The sequence below is a fragment of the Pseudomonas pohangensis genome, assembly GCF_900105995.1.
Taxonomy (GTDB): domain Bacteria; phylum Pseudomonadota; class Gammaproteobacteria; order Pseudomonadales; family Pseudomonadaceae; genus Aquipseudomonas; species Aquipseudomonas pohangensis.
This window is the reverse complement of sequence record NZ_LT629785.1, coordinates 1755652-1774024: the sequence shown is the minus strand read 5'-3', so window position 1 is coordinate 1774024 and position 18373 is coordinate 1755652. Positions and strand designations below refer to the sequence as shown.

General features: G+C 56.6%; 17 protein-coding genes. 8 read left to right on the top strand and 9 right to left on the bottom strand.

What is annotated here, in order from left to right; all coding sequences use genetic code 11:
• The gene (locus BLT89_RS08310; RefSeq protein ID WP_090194140.1) at nt 1-1038 is read right to left on the bottom strand and encodes an AraC family transcriptional regulator; all 1038 of its coding nucleotides are present in this window, start codon (nt 1036-1038) and stop codon (nt 1-3) included.
• Nucleotides 1039-1177: 139 nt separating this feature from the next.
• Here BLT89_RS08310 and BLT89_RS08305 point away from each other — a divergent pair, with 139 nt between their 5' ends.
• The 7 genes from BLT89_RS08305 (at nt 1178) to BLT89_RS08275 (ending at nt 8521) form a co-directional block, all read left to right on the top strand.
• Complete coding sequence (locus tag BLT89_RS08305) at nt 1178-1891, top strand: hypothetical protein (RefSeq protein ID WP_090194138.1); 714 nt, start codon at nt 1178-1180, stop codon at nt 1889-1891.
• Nucleotides 1892-1932: 41 nt separating this feature from the next.
• Complete coding sequence (locus BLT89_RS08300; protein WP_090194137.1) at nt 1933-2736, top strand: SDR family NAD(P)-dependent oxidoreductase; 804 nt, start codon at nt 1933-1935, stop codon at nt 2734-2736.
• A gap of 17 nt (nt 2737-2753) precedes the next feature.
• The gene (locus BLT89_RS08295) at nt 2754-3554 is read left to right on the top strand and encodes an SDR family NAD(P)-dependent oxidoreductase (RefSeq protein ID WP_090194135.1); all 801 of its coding nucleotides are present in this window, start codon (nt 2754-2756) and stop codon (nt 3552-3554) included.
• 15 nt (nt 3555-3569) lie between these two features.
• Nucleotides 3570-4409, top strand: coding sequence for an SDR family oxidoreductase (locus BLT89_RS08290; protein WP_090194134.1), 840 nt, complete (start codon nt 3570-3572; stop codon nt 4407-4409).
• A gap of 44 nt (nt 4410-4453) precedes the next feature.
• Nucleotides 4454-5287, top strand: a complete 834-nt coding sequence (locus BLT89_RS08285; protein ID WP_090194132.1) for an enoyl-CoA hydratase/isomerase family protein — start codon at nt 4454-4456, stop codon at nt 5285-5287.
• A 71-nt stretch (nt 5288-5358) separates the two neighbouring features.
• Nucleotides 5359-6909 (top strand): DUF1254 domain-containing protein, encoded by a 1551-nt coding sequence (locus tag BLT89_RS08280; protein ID WP_197673545.1) that lies wholly within the window; start codon nt 5359-5361, stop codon nt 6907-6909.
• 94 nt (nt 6910-7003) lie between these two features.
• Nucleotides 7004-8521: a DUF1254 domain-containing protein gene (locus tag BLT89_RS08275; RefSeq protein ID WP_090194131.1), complete on the top strand. Its 1518-nt coding sequence runs from the start codon at nt 7004-7006 to the stop codon at nt 8519-8521.
• A gap of 223 nt (nt 8522-8744) precedes the next feature.
• Here the strand turns inward: BLT89_RS08275 and BLT89_RS08270 are convergent, their stop codons facing one another.
• The 8 genes from BLT89_RS08270 to BLT89_RS08235 form a co-directional block, all read right to left on the bottom strand.
• Nucleotides 8745-9359: a glutathione S-transferase family protein gene (locus BLT89_RS08270; RefSeq protein WP_090194129.1), complete on the bottom strand. Its 615-nt coding sequence runs from the start codon at nt 9357-9359 to the stop codon at nt 8745-8747.
• Between the two features lie 132 nt (nt 9360-9491).
• Nucleotides 9492-10514 (bottom strand): NADPH:quinone oxidoreductase family protein, encoded by a 1023-nt coding sequence (locus BLT89_RS08265; RefSeq protein WP_090194128.1) that lies wholly within the window; start codon nt 10512-10514, stop codon nt 9492-9494.
• A 108-nt stretch (nt 10515-10622) separates the two neighbouring features.
• Nucleotides 10623-11759, bottom strand: coding sequence for an acyl-CoA dehydrogenase family protein (locus tag BLT89_RS08260; RefSeq protein WP_090194126.1), 1137 nt, complete (start codon nt 11757-11759; stop codon nt 10623-10625).
• 12 nt (nt 11760-11771) lie between these two features.
• Entirely contained in the window at nt 11772-12950 is a 1179-nt protein-coding gene (locus BLT89_RS08255) for an acyl-CoA dehydrogenase family protein (protein ID WP_090194125.1), read from the bottom strand.
• Between the two features lie 176 nt (nt 12951-13126).
• On the bottom strand, nt 13127-14188 hold the full coding sequence (locus BLT89_RS08250; protein ID WP_090194123.1) for a phosphotransferase family protein: 1062 nt from the start codon (nt 14186-14188) through the stop codon (nt 13127-13129).
• A gap of 13 nt (nt 14189-14201) precedes the next feature.
• Nucleotides 14202-14927, bottom strand: a complete 726-nt coding sequence (locus tag BLT89_RS08245) for an SDR family NAD(P)-dependent oxidoreductase (protein WP_090194122.1) — start codon at nt 14925-14927, stop codon at nt 14202-14204.
• Between the two features lie 21 nt (nt 14928-14948).
• Nucleotides 14949-16013 carry an alcohol dehydrogenase catalytic domain-containing protein gene (locus tag BLT89_RS08240; protein WP_090194121.1) on the bottom strand — a complete coding sequence of 355 codons (1065 nt, stop codon included), beginning with the start codon at nt 16011-16013 and terminating at the stop codon, nt 14949-14951.
• Between the two features lie 44 nt (nt 16014-16057).
• Nucleotides 16058-17293, bottom strand: coding sequence for an acyl-CoA dehydrogenase family protein (locus tag BLT89_RS08235; RefSeq protein ID WP_090194119.1), 1236 nt, complete (start codon nt 17291-17293; stop codon nt 16058-16060).
• A 179-nt stretch (nt 17294-17472) separates the two neighbouring features.
• Between BLT89_RS08235 and BLT89_RS08230 the strand changes: the two genes are divergently transcribed.
• A complete protein-coding gene (locus BLT89_RS08230) occupies nt 17473-18204 on the top strand; it encodes a FadR/GntR family transcriptional regulator (RefSeq protein ID WP_090194118.1) in 732 nt (243 codons plus the stop codon).
• The last annotated feature ends 169 nt before the right edge of the window (nt 18205-18373 follow it).

Below are 18373 nucleotides of genomic sequence, written 5' to 3'. Positions count from 1 at the left end.
TCACTTGTGCTTTTCAGTCTGCTGCTGTGCCCGCCAGTCGCGCGGGGGCATGCCGCTCCAGCGGCTGAAGGCGCGGCTGAAGGCACTTGAGTTGGCATAACCCAGCAGTCCGGTAATTTGCGTCATGCTGGCTCTGGAGTTTTGCAGCAGGTGGCAAGCCATTTCCATGCGGGTGCGTTCGAGCAGCGCCGAGTGGCTGGTGCCTTCTGTTTGCAGCCGGCGTTTAAGCGTGCGCGGGCTCATGGCGAGGCGGGCGGCAACCTGTTCCTGGGAAACATGCCCGGAAAGGAATCCGCCACGAATCAGCGTACACACACGGATGACCAGGTCAGCACTCTGCTGGGCATCCAGTTCCGCTACCCGCTCCTGCAGGATGCGATGCAGTTCGGGGTCGGCGCGGTCAATGCGCTGGCTTAGCCATTTGGCCGAGAACGCCAGCACATCTCGCTCGGCGCCAAAATACACCGGCGCCTGCACGGCCTGTTGCCAGGCTGCCGGTCGGCCCGGTAACGGCCGGGTAAATTGCACTTGTAGCGGCGTCCAGGTCTTGCCGCACAGCTCCCTGAGCAAGGCAACCGCCAGGCCCATACTGGCCTCGACGATCAGCCCGGCGCCCTCGATCTGCGGCGCGACAAAGGCATAGTCAAACAGCGCCACACCGCCTTCCTGACTTAGCGTCAGGGTGCCACCGAAGTGGTGCAGGTAGCGCGCCAGGGTGCCTAGTGCACCCTGCACATCGGCCGTATTCATGGCCAGATAACCCAGCGCATCCAGTGCACCCGGCCCCTCGGCCAGGCCGACCTTCAGGCCGAACAGCTCATCGCCGGTCTGGCGTACGCCGGCGGTGAGGAAACGGGCGATCTGTTCGAAGGACACCAGGTAGGTGGAGTCGTCCAGCCGTGAAGGATTCAGCCCCACGCTCAGGGCAATGCTGCGCGGATCCAGCCCGGATGCTTTCAGCAGTCGCGGCAACGCACCGATGATGGTGATGGGCACCGGGGTTTCCTGGCCGGCGGTGCGTAGCTGGACAATTTGCATGGGGTGACTCCGGGGAAACTTCGCTGGTTCAGGCTAGATGATTTGGCCCATAAAGACAAAATATTGGCCCCGAATGGTTAATTGCATGCCTTCGGTTCAGGCCCAATAGCCTCACGAAATCCCCTGCATGGAGACCCGCATGAAGATTGCTGCCGATTTATTGCGCCAGCTGTTCGCCGCCACCACTCTGGCTCTGGTTGTCGTCGCCCAGCCGGTTGTGGCTGAAGAAAGTGCGCCCGTATTGTCCCCTGAGGTCATGCAGATGGCAGCCCGGGTCGAGGAGCTGACCCCGGAGCAGGCCGTCGAGCTGTTCAAGCACCTGCCCGCGCCGACCATGGAAGAGATGAACGGTGAATTCTCCGGCGAAATGACCACCTTCCCGACACTGTGGAAGACGGTGTTCTGGACGGTCGCCAGCCACAACCCGTTCTACCCGGGTATCTGGGAGGGCAAGTCGTTCACCCAGACTGGCCCCGACAGCGGTCGCGGCTACAACACGGTGTGGCGTCTGGCCGGCGGCAAGACCGATCTGTGGCCAATGCAGACCAGCATCGGGCCGTCCTACTTTGATGGCCAGCCCTCGTTCCGTCTGGTCTATCGCGCCTATGACCATTATGCCGGTGACATTCACATGCTCGACGAAGTGCGCCGCCTGCCCGATGGCCGCTACCTGGGCATCGGCCGCACCGGCGATACGGTCGAAGAGCGCCGCATGCCCATGCCGTTCCTGCTCAAGGCACGCATCGGCGATTACCGCGAAGACATTGGCACACCACGCCCCGGCTTCAACCAGAGCGAGGAATTCGAGCTGCTGGAGTTCCCGGCCAGCGCCTATCAGGCCGGCGACCAGTAAACCGCACAGCTTTATCTGACCAGACTCCACGGAGCACATTGATGAAAGATTTTCACAACAAGGTTGCCGTTATCACCGGAGCCGGTTCCGGCATCGGCCGGGCACTGGCCATCGCCCTGGCCGGGCAAGGCGCGCAGCTGGCACTGTCCGATCTGAATCAGGCCGGGCTGGAAGAAACTGTCGCGCAGCTACCCGCCGGCACCCGGGTCCGTAGCTACCTTCTGGATGTTTCCGATTGCGAGGCGGTGTTTGCCCACGCAGCACAAGTCAAAGCCGACTTCGGCACCGCGCACCTGCTGTTCAACAACGCCGGCACCACGCTGATCGGCACCTTTGAAAACCAGACCGTCGAAGAGATGGAGTGGCTGGTGAACATCAACCTGTGGGGTGTGGTGTACGGCTGCAAGGCTTTCCTGCCGATGATGCTGGAACAGCGCGAAGGTTGCATCGTCAACCTGTCCAGCGTGTTCGGCCTGATCGGTTATCCCACCCACAGCGCCTACAACATCACCAAGTTCGCTGTACGCGGCCTGACCGAGAGTCTCTGGTCGGAGCTGGACGGCAGCGGGGTGGAAGCCATCTGCGTGCATCCCGGCGGGATCAAGACCGGCTTTGAGCAGCGCCTGCGGGTGTCGCAGAAGGTCGGCGTCCGTGAACAGAACATGCAGAAGAAAGCTGCCAGCCTGATGCATACCAGCCCTGCCCAATGTGCCAGGGAAATCCTCGCGGGCGTGCGTCGCGGCAAGCGGCGTATCGTCACCGGGCAACATTCCCGTTTGCTCTACTGGCTGCCGCGATTGTTCCCCGAGAGCTATCCGCGACTGATCAAGTCGCTGACACCCTGAGCCAGAGGAACGCAAGCATGCGCCACTTCAACAACAAGGTCGCGGTGATCACCGGTGCCGGTTCCGGTATCGGTCAGGCGCTGGCCATTGCCTTGGCCCGACAGGGTGCCCGGCTGGCCCTGTCGGATATAGACGAAGCTGGTCTGGCCCGTACCCGCAGCCAATTGCCGAGCCAAACCGAGGTGCGTCTGTACCGCCTGGACGTGACCGACCGCGCCGCAGTGGATGCACACGCGGCTCAGGTGATCGCCGACTTCGGCACAGTCCACATGCTGTTCAATAACGCCGGCAGCGCCTTGCTCGGCACCTTTGCCAACCAGACGCTGGAAGAAGCACACTGGCTGGTCGACCTCGACTTGTGGAGCGTCATTTACTGCAGCAAGGCTTTCCTGCCCTACATGCTGGCGCAGAAGGAAGGCTGCATCATCAACATTTCCAGCATCGCCGGACTGGTCGGGCTGCCGGGGCTGAACACCTACAATCTGGTGAAATTTGCCGTACGCGGCCTGACCGAGAGCCTCTGGTCGGAGCTCGCTGGCAGCGGTGTCAGCGCTGTGTGTGTTCACCCCGGCGGAATCAAAACCAATATCGATCGTGCCAGCCGGCGTTGCGCCACTAGCGGCGCGATCGAAGACCGCATGGACGCAGCCAACCAGCGCACCCTGATCACACCACCTGAGCGTTGCGCTGCCGACATTCTGCGCGGCATCCAGCAAGGCCGGCGCCGGGTCATTACCGGTTACCGTTCTTCCACCATCGACTGGCTCGCCCGGCTGTTGCCGGAAAGCTATCCGCGCCTGCTGGCGCGGGTTCTCTAACAGGAGTTCACCAGCATGTCCCAACGTCCCTGCGTATTGATCACCGGCGTTTCCACCGGCATCGGCCTGGATGCCTCACGCCACCTGATTGCCAACGGCTACCGGGTATTCGGCAGCGTGCGCAAAGCGGCCGATGCCGAGCGGGTGCAGCAAGAACTGGGCGAGCAGTTCAGCCCGTTGCTGTTCGATGTGACCGACGCCCCGGCGATTGCCGCTGCGGTTGAGCAAGTACAGCAGGCGCTCGGCGATGCCGGCCTCTGCGCGCTGGTCAACAACTCCGGGGTTTCCGGCGCCGCACCCTTGATGCACGTGCCGATGGAGGAAGTGCGGCAGATGTTCGAGGTCAACGTGTTCGGCCTGCTGCAGGTGACCCAGGCCTTCCTGCCGCTGCTCGGTGCGCGCAGCAATTGCCCCCATGCGCCGGGCCGGATCATCAATATCAGCTCGATCAGCGGCGGTCTGGTGTTCCCCTTCGTCGGCGCCTATGGCGGCAGCAAACATGCGGTGGAAGCTTTCTCCGATGCCTTGCGCCGCGAGCTGGGCATCTTCGGTATCCAGGTTTCGGCCATCGAGCCAGGCAACATCCGCACGCCGATCTGGGAAAAATCCCCCGAGGCCGACACCCGTTTTGCCAATACCGCATATGCTCCCTACATGGCGAAAATGCCGGCATTGCTGGCGAAGATGGGCCGTGAAGGTGCGCCGCCGGAGCTGGTCAGCAAGACCATCCTGCGCGCCCTGCAGGCGCCACGGGCGAAGAGCCGTTATCCGCTGACGCCGCTGTGGCGTGTCTCGCGCCTCTTCGGCGACAGCCTGCTCGACCGTCTGACCAAGTCCGCCATGGGCATCAAGTAAAGCTGGCCGACGCCCGGCACCTACAGAGAATCAGGAGCAACAGCATGAACGACGCGAATTTCAAGACACTGACGGTGAGCATCGACAACGGAGTGGCCTTCGTCACCCTCAGCCACGGCGAGCTCAACCTGCTCGATATGGACATGTTGATTGACCTGGACCGCCTCAGCCGCGAGATCGAGGTGGACGAGGCGGTCAAGGTGATGGTGCTGCAGAGCGCCAATCCGGACTTCTTTGTCGCCCATGCCGATCTCGGCACCATCGCCACCTTGCCCAGCGAGCCGGCACCACGCGAGGAGGTGCTGGGCTGGATCAACCAGGTGTTCGACCGCTTGCGTACCAGCCCGAAGGTCAGCATCGCCAAGATCCAGGGCCGTGCCCGCGGCGGCGGCAGCGAACTGGCACTGGCCTGCGACATGCGCTTTGGCGCCATCGGCCAGGCGGTACTCGGCCAGCCCGAAGTCGGTGTCGGCATCATCCCCGGCGCCGGTGGCACCGTGCGCCTGCCGCGTCTGATCGGCCAGGGCCGGGCGCTGGAAATCATCCTCGGCTGTGGCGATATCGATGCCGAACTCGCCGAGCGTTACGGCTACTTCAACCGTGCACTGCCGGCGGCCGAGATCGACCAGTTCGTCGATAACCTGGCCCGGCGTATTGCCAGCTTCCCGCTGGAGGCACTTGCCGCAGCCAAGGCTTCGGTGCGCTTCAGCGGCAGCATCGAGGAAGAGCTGAATCACGAGGAGATAGCCTTCCTCAAAACCGTACACAGCGAACCCGCCAAGCGCCGCATGGCTGCAGCGATGGGCATGGGCATGCAGACACCAGCAATGGAGAAGCTCTGCTTCACGGATATCTGGGGCCCGTTGGCCGACGCCTGAAAACCGGTTGAAGTGGCAATAGTTATCGGCGGCGACTGCGTTTTGCCGCTATCTCAGCGAGGGAGACAACCATGAAAAGATACCCGACAACCTGGCGCAATCTCGGGATAGCACTGGGCACAACCCTGTACCTCTCAGCGCCGGCCCTGGCCGGCACTGGCATGCTCAATGGCCCACCGGCTAACCCGCAGGTCAAGTATTCGACCCCCGCGCCGGATGGTGTGGGTACGCCGGCACAGGTCGAGACAAGCCTGGGCACGCTCAAGTTCACCGATGGCTTTCCTGACCAGCAAACCGCGAGCAAACTTTATGACAACCTGGACTTCCAGCGTGCTGTGCAGGCCTATCTGCTGGGCATACCTGCTGTCAGCCAGATAGCCAACCGCCAGGCCTTCGCCGGCATGGGAGCGCCGAATACGGTGGTGCCGATTTTCGAGCAGTTGCTCGACTCCCGCGGCATTGTGCTCACCGGCAATGACGATACCGTGTACAGCTGGACCTGGATCGACCTGAAGAATGGGCCGATTGTGCTGGAAGTGCCGCCCAAGGTGCTCGGCACAGCCAACGACATGTGGCAGCGCTGGGTTGTGGATGTCGGCATCACCGGCGCGGACAAGGGCGAAGGTGGCAAGTACCTGTTGTTGCCGCCGGGCTACCAGGGCACGGTGCCGGACGGGTATTTCACCGTGAAGTCGCCTACCTACGGCCTGTGGATTCCATGGCGCAGCTTCCTGGACAAAGGTGACCCCAAGCCGGGCGTCGAGCTGGTCAAGAAATTCACCAGAATCTATCCGCTGGCGGATGCCGGCAAAGCCCATCCTGCCCCCACGTTTGTTGATATGTCGGGCAAGCCGTTCAACACCGTATTTCCCACTGACTACAACTACTGGCAGCTGCTGAATCAGGTGGTACAGGAAGAACCGACCGCCTCGCTTGACCCGGTCACTTTGGGCTTCTTCCAGGCCATCGGCATCCAGAAGGGCAAGCCGTTTGCCCCGGATGCGCGGATGCAGAAAATCCTTGCCGATGCGGCCAAGGTCGGTGCAGCCACGGCCCGCACCGTGCTCTTCCACACCCGCGACAAGAGCGCCTACTACTACCCGGACAGCAACTGGCAAAAAGGCTTTATCGGCGGCTACCAGTTCCAGACCGAGCCGGGCGTACAGAACTTTGACGCCGCGACCTTCTACTACTATCTGGCGATTCTGGTAACGCCGGCGATGGAAGCCAAGATGATCGGCAAGGGTTCGCAATATGCCTGGACCGCGCGCGACGCAGCCGGCAATCCCTTCGATGGCGGCAAGAGCTACCGCCTGCACATGCCGGCCAACGCCCCGGTGAAGGACTTCTGGTCGCTGATCCTGTACAGCAACCAGACCCGTTCGATGATCCAGACTGACCAGCGTTTTCCCAGTGCCGGCAGTCAGAAGAAGGGCCTGCAATACAATGCAGACGGTTCGGTAGATATCTACTTCGGCCCCAAGCCGCCGGCGGGCAAGCAAGGCAACTGGGTACAGACACTGCCGGGCCAGGGCTGGAACGTGGTACTGCGCATGTACGGCGCGCTGGAACCCTGGTTTGACCAGAGCTGGCGGCCGGGCGAGATAGAACTGCAACCTTGATCAGCCTGATCGGTTGCTGCGCCACAACTGTGGCGCAGCAACTGCAGGTCCAGGTCGCACACTTTGCCAAACGGATGCGAGAAGGATACGCACAATGAAACGACTCAAGCACTGCCTGCTTTTCATCGCACTGGCCGCGACAACGGCCATCACTACGTCGCTGGCCCTGGCGCAGACGGCGAGGTACGCGCCCGACGTGCCAGCGAAAATCACCACGCCGGATACCCAGGAAACCCGCATAGGAACGCTGCGCTTCAACAATGGCGTGCCCGATGCCGCAACGGAAAAACTGGCTTATGACCAGCTGGACTTCGGTCGTGGCATCGACGCTTTCCTGAAGGGCATGTCAGCCACCTCGGTGCATGCACTGTGCAAAGGCTTCGAACAGGCCGGCATCAGGGAAAACCGCGACATCGGCATCAGCGAAGACTTGCTTGATGCGCGCTCGCTGTTCCTGACTGCCAACACCACTACCGTGTATGTGGTGTTGTGCGTCGACCTGAACGCCGGGCCGATGGTCGTGCGCGTGCCGCCAAGGGTACTCGGTCCGGTGGATGACGCCGACTTCCGCTGGGTAACCGATGTCGGTTTCACCGGCCCGGACAAGGGCGCCGGTGGCGATTACTTGTTCGTACCGCCCGGCTACAAGGGCGAGCTGCCGGCCAAGGGCTATCACCTGGCCAATCCGCGTACCAACCAGCTGCTGATCTTCTACCGCGCCTTCGTCGAGAAAGGTGATATCGCGGCGGCGGTGGCGGGAGTCAGGGCCAAGGCGGCGGTGTTTCCGCTGGCACAGGCCTCCAAGCCTGTAGCTACCCAGGTGGTCAACGTCTCGGGCGTCAAGTTCAACACCATCAGCGCCAATGACTTCAGCTTCTACGAGGAACTGAACGCTGTGGTGCAGAACGAGCCGGCGGACTGGGTCGACCCCGATACCGTGGGCCTGTATGCCGCAATCGGTATCCGCAAGGGTCAGCCGTTTGCTCCCGATGCACGCATGAAGGGCATCCTCAGCGAGTCGGTGGCAGTGGCCAATGCCATTGCCCGGACCAATCTGTATGCCTCGCGGGATACGAAAACGCGTATCTACAACGACCGCCAATGGTGGACACCTTTCATCGGTGGCAGCTACCAGTTCCTCAACGGTGCCGAACGGCTGCTTGATGCACGGATGAGATTCTTCTACTACGCCACCGGCATCACGCCAGCCATGACCGAATCGAAGCCGGGCACCGGCTCGGCCTATGCGATCACCGTGCGTGATGCTGACGGGCACTATCTGGACCCGGACAAGACGTACAAGGTCACGTTGCCCGGGCCGATCCCGGCGAAGGACTTCTGGTCATTCACCGCCTATGACAACCAGACCCGTTCGCTGTTGCCCAGCGACCAGAAACTGGCAGGCCTCGACAGCACCTTGCCGGGCGTGCGCCTGAACGCGGATGGCGGTGTTACCGTCTGGTTCGGCCCCAAGGCGCCGCCAGGTCAGGAACACAACTGGGTACAAAGCATGCCCGGCAAGGGCTACAACGTGGCGCTGCGCCTCTACGGGCCACTGGAACCCTGGTTCAACCAGAGCTGGCGGCCGGGCGATATAGAGTTGCAGCCCTGATTCAGCACCGCCCATAGCACCCGTGCTCGCGTTCTGCATAGGCAGACGCGAGCAGGATCCAGGTTGAGGTTTCCCATCCGCGCCACTTTCCAGGCCGATCGACGCGGGTTCGCTGGCTGTCTACGACCAGCTACAGGTCGCCTGATGCTGCTGGCAAGGGGCTGAAATGTGCCGACTGCGGACACTCAGATGTGCCTACGCTGCTAGGGTCAGTTCACCAAGCCTATTTGATCGAAACGACCTTTTTCCAGGCTGGGCGATCCTGCAATCTCTCAAAATAAGCTTGCACACGATCTGGCAAGGGCAGTCTACAAAGCTGGGTTGCCAGAAACAGGCTGTATCCAACGGAAATATCAGCAGCCGTGAAGCGGTCTGCGGCAATGAATGACCTGCCGACAAGATGGTTATCCAGCATCTCGAAAGCCTTCTCGGCTTGATACTTCACATAGGCTTCGAAACCTTCGGAGACTGCATATCTTTCAAGGCCACTCAGCTGACCAAGAACCACAGCGAGATAGTGCGATAGGCCACTCTCGGCCATGTGCAACCAGGTCAAATAGAATCCAAAGTCGGGCTCTTCAGGTTCTACGCTTAAAGGCGATGGATCGTGTTTCGCCAGTATGTACTGCAGAATAACCGTCGATTCTAGAATCAGGTGATCACCATCATACAAGGCTGGCACCTTGCCCATGGGATTGATCTCCCTGTAGGCGTCAGATGCAAAATACTCTGGATCGTAGGTCATCGTTTTCAATTCGAAATCGAGACCCATCTCTTCGAGCAACCAAAGAGGACGGAGTGAGCGAGAACTTGGTGTGTGAAATAGTATTAAGGACATGGGTATCTCTGGGCTCCATTTATCGGGATTCGACAGTAAGACTTTGCACTGACCGACTGTCACTTATGCTAGATGCCGGGCTTCATTCCAGGCGGTTTCAGAGCTTCATGCAGAAACCTTTCCGAGGTTGCCCTACGATTGCTTCACGTTTATCTGGACAATGACTTTGCCTTCAACTTTTCCATCCGCGATATGCGTTGCCGCTGTTGGTGCATCAGCGAAATCAAAGACCTGGTTGTTCGAGACATCAATTGCGCCTTCCTGCCAGTGCTTGACCAAATTTTGATGGATAGCGAGCACATCATTTGCGGAAAATCCCATTGGCATTGCGCCCACTAATGAAATGTTTCTCATCACGGCTTCTTGTGGAGCAATGCTCGGCCACTCACCGCTCGCATAACCGATGAAAATAAATCGTCCTTCGAAGGCGGTCGCCTCAAAAGCAGCGCGTGCGGCTTTGCCTCCAACGGGATCAAAGACAATTGACACGCCTTTGCCATCGGTAAGTTGCAGCGCAGCCTCGGTAATGTCTTGCTGCTTTCTGTCGATGACTTCATCCGCGCCGATACTTTTGCAGAAAGCGGCTTTTTCCGGCCCACCGGCGACAGCGATAACGCGAGCGCCCCTGGCTTTAGCCAATTGAACCGCTGCATTACCCGAGCTGCCGGATGCACCAAGTACCAGCACGACATCGTATTTCGTGATTTTCGCGCGCCGGACGAGTGCGACCCATGCCGTTTGATAGGGTATATAAAGACCAGCTGCCTCAATCCCGGTCATTTCATCGGGGATCAGCAATAGACCAGATGAAACGCCGTCATCGAGGCCGGGTACCGCCATCAAGCATTCATCGGCCAAACCGCCAGCCTGTTCCAGAAAAAGAGTCGGACCAACAACGCGGGTACCAATCAGCGCTTCGTCGACACCTTCACCGGTAGCGATGATCTCGCCCGCTGCCTCTTGAGAAGGCGTAAACGGAAGTGGTGGCGTCATTGGGTAATTGTCGCGGCACATCAAGACATCAGGTAAGCCTAAGCCGCAGGCTTCGACTTTGACTTTGACTTGACCAGGGCCGGGCTCAAGACTTGCAGCATTGTCCTGGAGCGTCCAAACATCTTTCGGCTCACCAAACGATTTGACTATCCATCTACGCATTTTGAATTCTCTCTTTTGGCTTGGGTCCAACACCCAACGGTTTCCTATTAGCCTCAAGCGGGCGGGACTTCATTCCATCCGGCGCCCGGCCTGGCATATTGGGCTGGATTAGCTATTTGCTAACGCCGAAAACTTTTGCTGGTTGTAATCGGCGTCGCCAAAGGTGGTGTTAATCATCATCAGCCGTTTGACGTAGTGGCCAACATCTAGCTCGTCAGTCATCCCCATTCCGCCGTGGATCTGAATAGCTTCGCCGCCGATCAACTTGCCAGATCGGCCGACTAAAACTTTCAGCGCGCGCAGGTCTTTTTCGGCATCGTCATTGTTTGCGTCGGCCGAGCATACGGCGCGATACAATAGCGAGCGGACTTGTTCGGTGGCGATAAACATATCCACCATACGATGCTGCAGGACCTGGAAGCGACCAATTGCGGTACCGAACTGTTCGCGGGTTTTACTGTACTCAACCGTCGTACTTGTTAGCTTCTGCATAATACCCAGGGCTTCAGCGCTAATCGCAAGCATCGTCTTGCTGACGACTGCTTCGATCAGGCTATAGCCCTGATCGAGTTCACCGATCAAATGCTCTTTGCTAACTAAAACATTAACTAATGAAATATTGGCGACACGTTGTCCGTCCATTAAGCGGTAATCAGTCAGGCTGACACCCTCTGCAGCCGGATCAATTAAAAACAGGCTGATGCCTTTTTCGTCACATTGTTCTCCGCTGGTGCGAACTGAAACGATTAATTGGTCTGCAACAGGGCCGTTAAATACGACAGTTTTCTCGCCGTTAAGGCAGTAGTGATCACCTTGGGCGCTTGCGCTGGTTTTTATATCACTCAGTTCAAAGCGGCTCTGGCGCTCCAGATAGGCAAAGCCGCCCTGGAGGCTGCCATCAATAATTTGGGAAATTAATTTTTGTTGCAGCTCGCCTTCACCACTTTGGGCTAACAGGCCACCAAATAATAGAACGGTGGCGATGTAGGGTTCAGCGACAAGGCCCTTGCCCAGCTCCTCCATAATTACCATTGTGTCGACAGCGCCACCACCAAAGCCACCTAATGACTCGGGGAATGGGATGGACAACCAGCCTAACTCGGCAAAGGTTTGCCAGTAAGCCGGGTTAAAGCCCTGCTCCATAGCGACATTTTTACGGCGTTTTTCGAAGTTGTAATTGTCGGCCACAAAGCGCGCGATGCTGTCTTTGATCATGGCCTGTTCTTCAGATAGATTAAAATTCATGTCGTTTTGTCCTTATAGGCCCAGTACTACTTTGGCGGTAATGTTTTTCTGAACTTCGTTAGAGCCACCGTAGATTGTGGCGGCTCGGCCGTACATGAAATCTATTCTCGCCTGGTCACCGAATTCGTGGCCTATCTGGGAATTGCTTAGATCTCCTTTCAATACACCGCCGTAGTAACCGGCAAGGTCCAGCCGCAACTGCTGAATGGCCTGCTGTATTTCAGTGCCTTTGATTTTAAGTAGCGAAGACTCTGGCCCTGGCCCTTTGCCCTCTGAGAAACTGGATAGCACTCGTAGCTCGGTAAACTCCAGCGCCATTAGTTCTATTTCTATATCTGCAAAACGCTGCTGGATCATAGGGTCTTCGAGTAGTGGTTTACCGCCACTGATTTCTTGTCTGGCAATACTTTTAAGCGCGCTTAAACAATGCGCTGATTTAGACACTTCTGCGATGGCGGTACGCTCATGGGCGAGTAAAACTTTGGCATAGGTCCAGCCTTGGTTTTCTTCGCCGATGCGGTTGGCGACAGGCACTTTGACGTTGTCGAATACCACCTCGTTTAACGTGTGCTTGTTATCTATAGAGTCAATTTTATTGACGGTTATACCGGGGGTCTTCATATCGATGAGCAGAAAGCTAATGCCACGTTGTTTGGCACTTTCCGGATCCGTGCGCACTAGACAAAATATCCAGTCAGCATATTGGGCGTAGGTGGTCCATATTTTGGCACCATTAACGATGTAGTTATCACCGTCTTGTTCTGCACGGGTTTTTAGTGCGGCCAGGTCGGAGCCGGCACCGGGTTCTGAATAACCCTGACACCACCAATCATCGCTGTTAAAAATGCGCGGCAAGAACTGTTGCTTTTGAGCCTCGGTGCCATAAGCAATGATCACCTGCGCAACCATTTTTAAGCCAAAAGGCACAACGTCTGGCGCACCTGCTGCTGAGCGCTCGCGTTCGTACAAGTAATTCTCGGTAATACTCCACCCGGTGCCACCGTATTCAACGGGCCAGTCGGGAGCAATCCAACCTTTTTTCGCGAGTATTTTCTGCCACTCGATCATGGCGCTTTTAAAGGTCTTGGGAGAAGCTATTCTTGCAGCAAGCTCGGCTGTGAAATGGCTCTGAAAAAAAACTCTGGCTTGTTCGCGGAAGGCGAGGTCTTCGGCTGAAAAGTTAATGTTCATAAGGCGCGGCTCCGGCGGTTTAACGTTATTGTCGGTACACGGTTTTCTAACTCGTGCGTAATTTTTTAGATATCATCAATTACAAGCTGTCGTCACCTGCTGAGGACGGCGCAGTGGGCACAGAGCATTCAGTGCGCTAAATCCTGGCGTTGGTGCTGGTTGCATATCGTCATTCACTAGCGCGAGAGATAGCGAAAATCTGGAGACCCAAGGGCCGCAGTGACTGTTTCCAATAACTGATCAACCCGCCCAGGCATCAACTCACATTCTTCTTGAGTAAGTGCCGCCGGAAATTCCCCTGTGCGGGTAAATAACGCATTAAGCTGCGCATAAACCACAATATTGCGGTATTGGGTTAGCCACCAGTAGAAATCCAGTGCTTGCTTATCAAAGCCGGAGAGCCTGAAATATTCCTCAATAACTTTGCTTCGTGGCCACCAGCCTTCGGCTTCTTTTGGCATACGGCACTGGAATTCGTAGGCAGGCTTATCGTTTGGCTCGCCCCAGTAAGCTAACAAGATGGTCAGCTCATAAATAGGATCACCGACAGTACACATATCCCAGTCAACAACGCCGTTGACCGTCAGTGACTCCTCGTCAAGCAGCATATTGTCCAGTTTAAAATCGTTGTGGACCAAAGCGCCCAAACGTTTTTCCGGCAAGTTATCCTGCAGCCAGTCGCGAATAGTGCCTAGCTTTTCCAGTTGCTGTTCGTTGAGAACACGAGAACCGCGTTTGTACCAGCCACTGATTTGACGCTCGAGGAACCCGTCAACACTCCCCAAAGACGACAAGCCGGTCGCTTGCAAGTCAACCTTGTGCAATTTGACTAGAGACTCGACAAGCAATTGGCTCAGAGTGTCACCGATTTGCGGGCGGTTAACGAGTGACTCCGGCAAGTCGCGCCCGATGCAAATACCTTCACGGAATTCGCTGATACAAAAGGGCACGCCGATAACAGACTCGTCATCACAAAATACCAAACCTATCGGTGCTGGTGGGTAATGCTCTTTCAAACTTGAAAGTACACGGTATTCACGGGCGACATCGTTTGCACCCGGAGGCAGCGGGCCATCCGGTGGGCGACGCAGTACGGCTTTTTTGCCGTTTAACTTCACCACGTAGTTAAAGTTGGCGGCACCACCAGAAAGTTTCTTCGGTTTAAAGGAAAGGTCGAGCGTATGACCCAGACCTCCCACATAGTTGGCGACCGCTTGCCATTGTTCTTGATTCATCATGCCGAATACCTGCCTACAGAGTCATGCCGCCATCGACAACAATTTGCTGGCCGGTTATGTAGGCAGCCAGTGGTGAGGTCAGGAATACTACAGCTCCACCGATGTCTTCAGGCTTACCAACACGGCTTAATGGAATTTGCTTAATCCATTCCTTCTCAGCCTCTGGGCCGGATTGGTTGGTGGTCAGTTTGGTGGGCACCATACCCGGGGCGACAGTGTTAATACGTACGCCTTTACGACCCCATTTCATGGCCAGGGATTTGGTCAACTGGACCAAGCCGGCTTTACTGGCGCTGTAGGCAGGATTAGCGGGGGCAGGGCGAATGGACACCACCGAATCCAGGTTGACCATGCTGCCGCCACTGGCTTCCAGAAGCGGGAAGAATTCAGTGCACAACTGCATGGCGCCGGTCAGGTTAATGTTAATAATGAATTCGAAACCTTCACGTTCGAACTCTTTCTTGCCCCACAGCACAGTACCTATACAGTTAACCAGTGCATCCAGATGATCGAACTTTTTCGCAAAGGCAGATATGTCGTCGGCGCTTTGCAGATTAAGGCTGTGGAATTCCATGCCGGTAAAATCATTGTCGTAGGCATCAGCAGTACGGGTACCGGTGATATGTACGGTCGCGCCCAACGCTTTGTACATGCTCGCCACACCATAACCAATGCCGTCGGAGGCACCACATACCAGGACCGTTTTGCCGGAATAATCTAATACGTTTTTAATATTCATAATTAGCTCTCAAAAAATCGGTTAGGGCGTGATCAGCGTTTTGATCACGCCATCTTCACGGGCATCAAATAAGCGGAAGGCTTCTGCACCTTCGGACAGGGAGAGGTGGTGGGTAAATATGCCTTCGCCTTTAATACGGCCGCCCTGAACCAAGGGGATTAGCTCTTCCCACAAATTGGCAATACCGGCAATGCCCGCGTGTACACGCAGAGATTTGGCCTGCATTATTTGCAAGGGCAGCTCGGTACCTTTTTGCAAAATACCGAGAATGGACATGGAGCCACCAAAGCGCAGCATCATGGCGGCTTGCTTGAGTGTGGGGCCAACTCCGACAGCCTCAATCACCGCATCAACACCGATACCGTTGGTGTCGTGCATGATGCGCTCGCGGGCTTGATCCGGTGTGAGAGGAATACCACCAAATTTGGCCGCCAGCTTGAGGCGACTTGCCTGCATGTCGATACAGTAAACACGAGCTGCGCCTACTGCCAAAGCCGCTTCAGCGGCCATTAAACCCACAGGGCCCTGGCCAATTACCGCGACGCTGTCACCGGGTTTTACATTGGCCATTTTCACACCGTAATAGCCTGTAGCCAGTGCATCGGTTAACAGAATGGCTTGTTCGTCGGTGACACCGTCAGGAATTTTTGCTGCACCTGTGTCGGCAAAAGGTACTTCCATGTACTGCGCGTGGCCACCGTTCAGCCCAGGTGAAATGCCATAGGCTGTGCTGGGTTGACCTCGAGTGTTACCTTCGCAAAGGTTGATTTCACCTTTCAGACAGCGCTTGCACAGACCACAACCTGAACCACCGGCAACCAGAATACGGTCGCCGACTTTGTGGGTAGTGACGGCCTTACCCACCTCAACCACTTCACCAATGGTTTCGTGCCCGGTGCAAAAGTGAGCCATGGGCTTGCTGTAATCAAACAATGCAATGCGGTCACCGTGATACATATGTAAATCGGAACCACAGATGCTGCACTTCTGCACCTGAATAATCAGGCTGCGATCCTGAGATATTTTAGGGTCAGCAAAGGATTCGTAACGCAGGTCTTTGGGACCATGAAAGACGAGTGCTTTCACAACTTAATCTCCGTTGTCCGCTGCCTGAACGGCCTATTTTTTACCTACTGTTTCAGGAATGGTTTGTTACCTACTGTTTCAGCAATGGTTTGTTTAGCCAGCTGAGACATATGGACTTCACAAGGACCGTCGGTAAAACGAATCATGCGGGCGTGGGCGAAGATGTTGGCAATTGGGGTGTCCTGACAAATGCCCATGCCACCGTGCGCCTGCATGGCGCGGTCCGCCACGTTCTGACACATTTGCGGTGCAACGATCTTAATCATGGCGATAAAGTCTTTCGCTGCCTTGTTGCCCACTTTGTCCAGCTTGTCGGCTGCGGCCAGCGTCAGCAGGCGAGCCTGTTCAATCTCACAGCGAGACTTGGCAACGTCTTGACGGATACTGCCTTGAGCAGACAATTTTTTGCCAAAGGGTGCACGTTCTTCGATGCGGTGACACATCAGATCCAGGCTGCGCTGGGCAGCACCGATTTGACGCATGCAGTGGTGAATGCGGCCTGGGCCAAGGCGGCCTTGGGCAATTTCAAAACCACGACCTTCACCCAGAATGATGTTCTCTACCGGTACACGTACATTTTCCAGCAGCACCTCACCGTGGCCATGCGGCGAGTGATAGTGATTCATCACTTTTAATGGACGAACCAAGGTAATCCCCGGGGTGTCTTTGGGCACGATAATGGTCGATTGTTGTGTGTACTTGGGTGCATCAAAATCGGTTTTACCCATGACCAACAGCAGTTCACAGCGAGGGTCATAAACACTCGAAGCCCACCACTTGCGACCGTTAATCACGTACTCATCGCCATCACGAACAATGGAGCACTCAACATTGGTGGCATCGGAACAGGCTTTTTGTGGCTCGGTCATCAGGTAGGCAGAGCGAATTTTGCCGTCCAGCAATGGACGCAACCAGCGTTCTTGCTGGGCAGGGGTGCCGTAGCGAGCCAAGACTTCCATGTTGCCGGTGTCTGGTGCGCTACAGTTGAACACTTCACTGGCAAAGTCCACGCGGCCCATCAGTTCTGCCAGAGGGGCGTACTCCAGGTTAGTCAAACCCGGGCTGAATTCCCCATACTCTTCAGGCAGGAAGAAGTTCCACAGGCCTGCAGCTTTCGCCTTGGCTTTGAGCTCTTCCATGACAGGCGGGACAACCCACAGATTGGCCGGGTCGGTAACAAACTCTTCGTAAGCCGCTTCAATAGGATAAATATGTTCCTGCATAAAGGCTTCAATGCGAGCCATCAGCCCCTTTACCTTGTCCGTATGCTCAAAATTCATAGTCTGCCTCTCAACCCTTCAAGCGCCTGATAGTGATAGATTATTGTCGGACTGTCCGACAGTTGTTAATCTATAGACATAACCAAGGTGGGTCAATAGGCTAGGCATCCTTGGCTCGGGTACGAAATTGATACCCACAGCAGGTAAATTGCATACAAGTTCAGGAAAACCGAGGAGCTATGGCTCAATCACTACAGCGTGAACCGCTATACCGTCAGATTTACAACCAGCTGGAATCACAGATAGTGAGCGGCCAGTTACAGGTTGGAGATACGCTGGCCTCGGAAACCGAGCTGGCAGAAAGCTACGGCGTTAACCGCTCCTCGGTACGTGAGGCGCTGCGGCTGCTGGAGGAAAATGATCTGGTTGGCCGCGCTCCAGGCAAGAAAAAGCTGGAGGTGACCGCGCCTAAATACGAGAAGTTTTCCCGCCGTATTTCAACATCCATGCTGATTGATCAGGTCACTTTGGGGCAGGTGTATGAGTCAATCCTGATACTTGAGCCTATTCTGGCAGGCCTGGCGGCACAACGGGTGACGACTGAACTGGTGGAGCGACTGGAGGAAAATCTAGCGCAAATGCATGCGGCTCTGGACGACTACAAGCGGCTTGAAACCTTGGACCATGAGTTTCACAGCCTGCTAGCCGAAGCCTCTAATAACCGGGTTCTGCAATGGAGCCGCCTTGGCATGAGTGAGTTGTTTTACCCCGCCGAGAGCACGTTGTTGGCAAATTTAGAGGATGCCAATCTGCGCATGTTAAAAGCACACGAAAATATTGTGGCCGCAATTAAGCAAAAAGATCCTGTAGCTGCCGAAGAGTGGGCACGCAAACACGTGCAGGATTTTGGGCGCGGCTGTGAAAAGCTGGGTTACAGCTTAGATAGCCAGCCAAATCAGTTTGGTGAGTAGCCCCGGCTTTTCTGGAGACCTCCAAACCTCAGAGGGTGGCCAACTCAGCCGGGGACAGCCCCCTCCGCTTTGGCTGCGAACTGCCGGCGTCAACGGGAGCTAAGGGTCGGCTGCCGCCCCTGGCAAGGGGCTGAAACGAGCCAGAAGCGGGCAGGCGTGATCGGCAGCG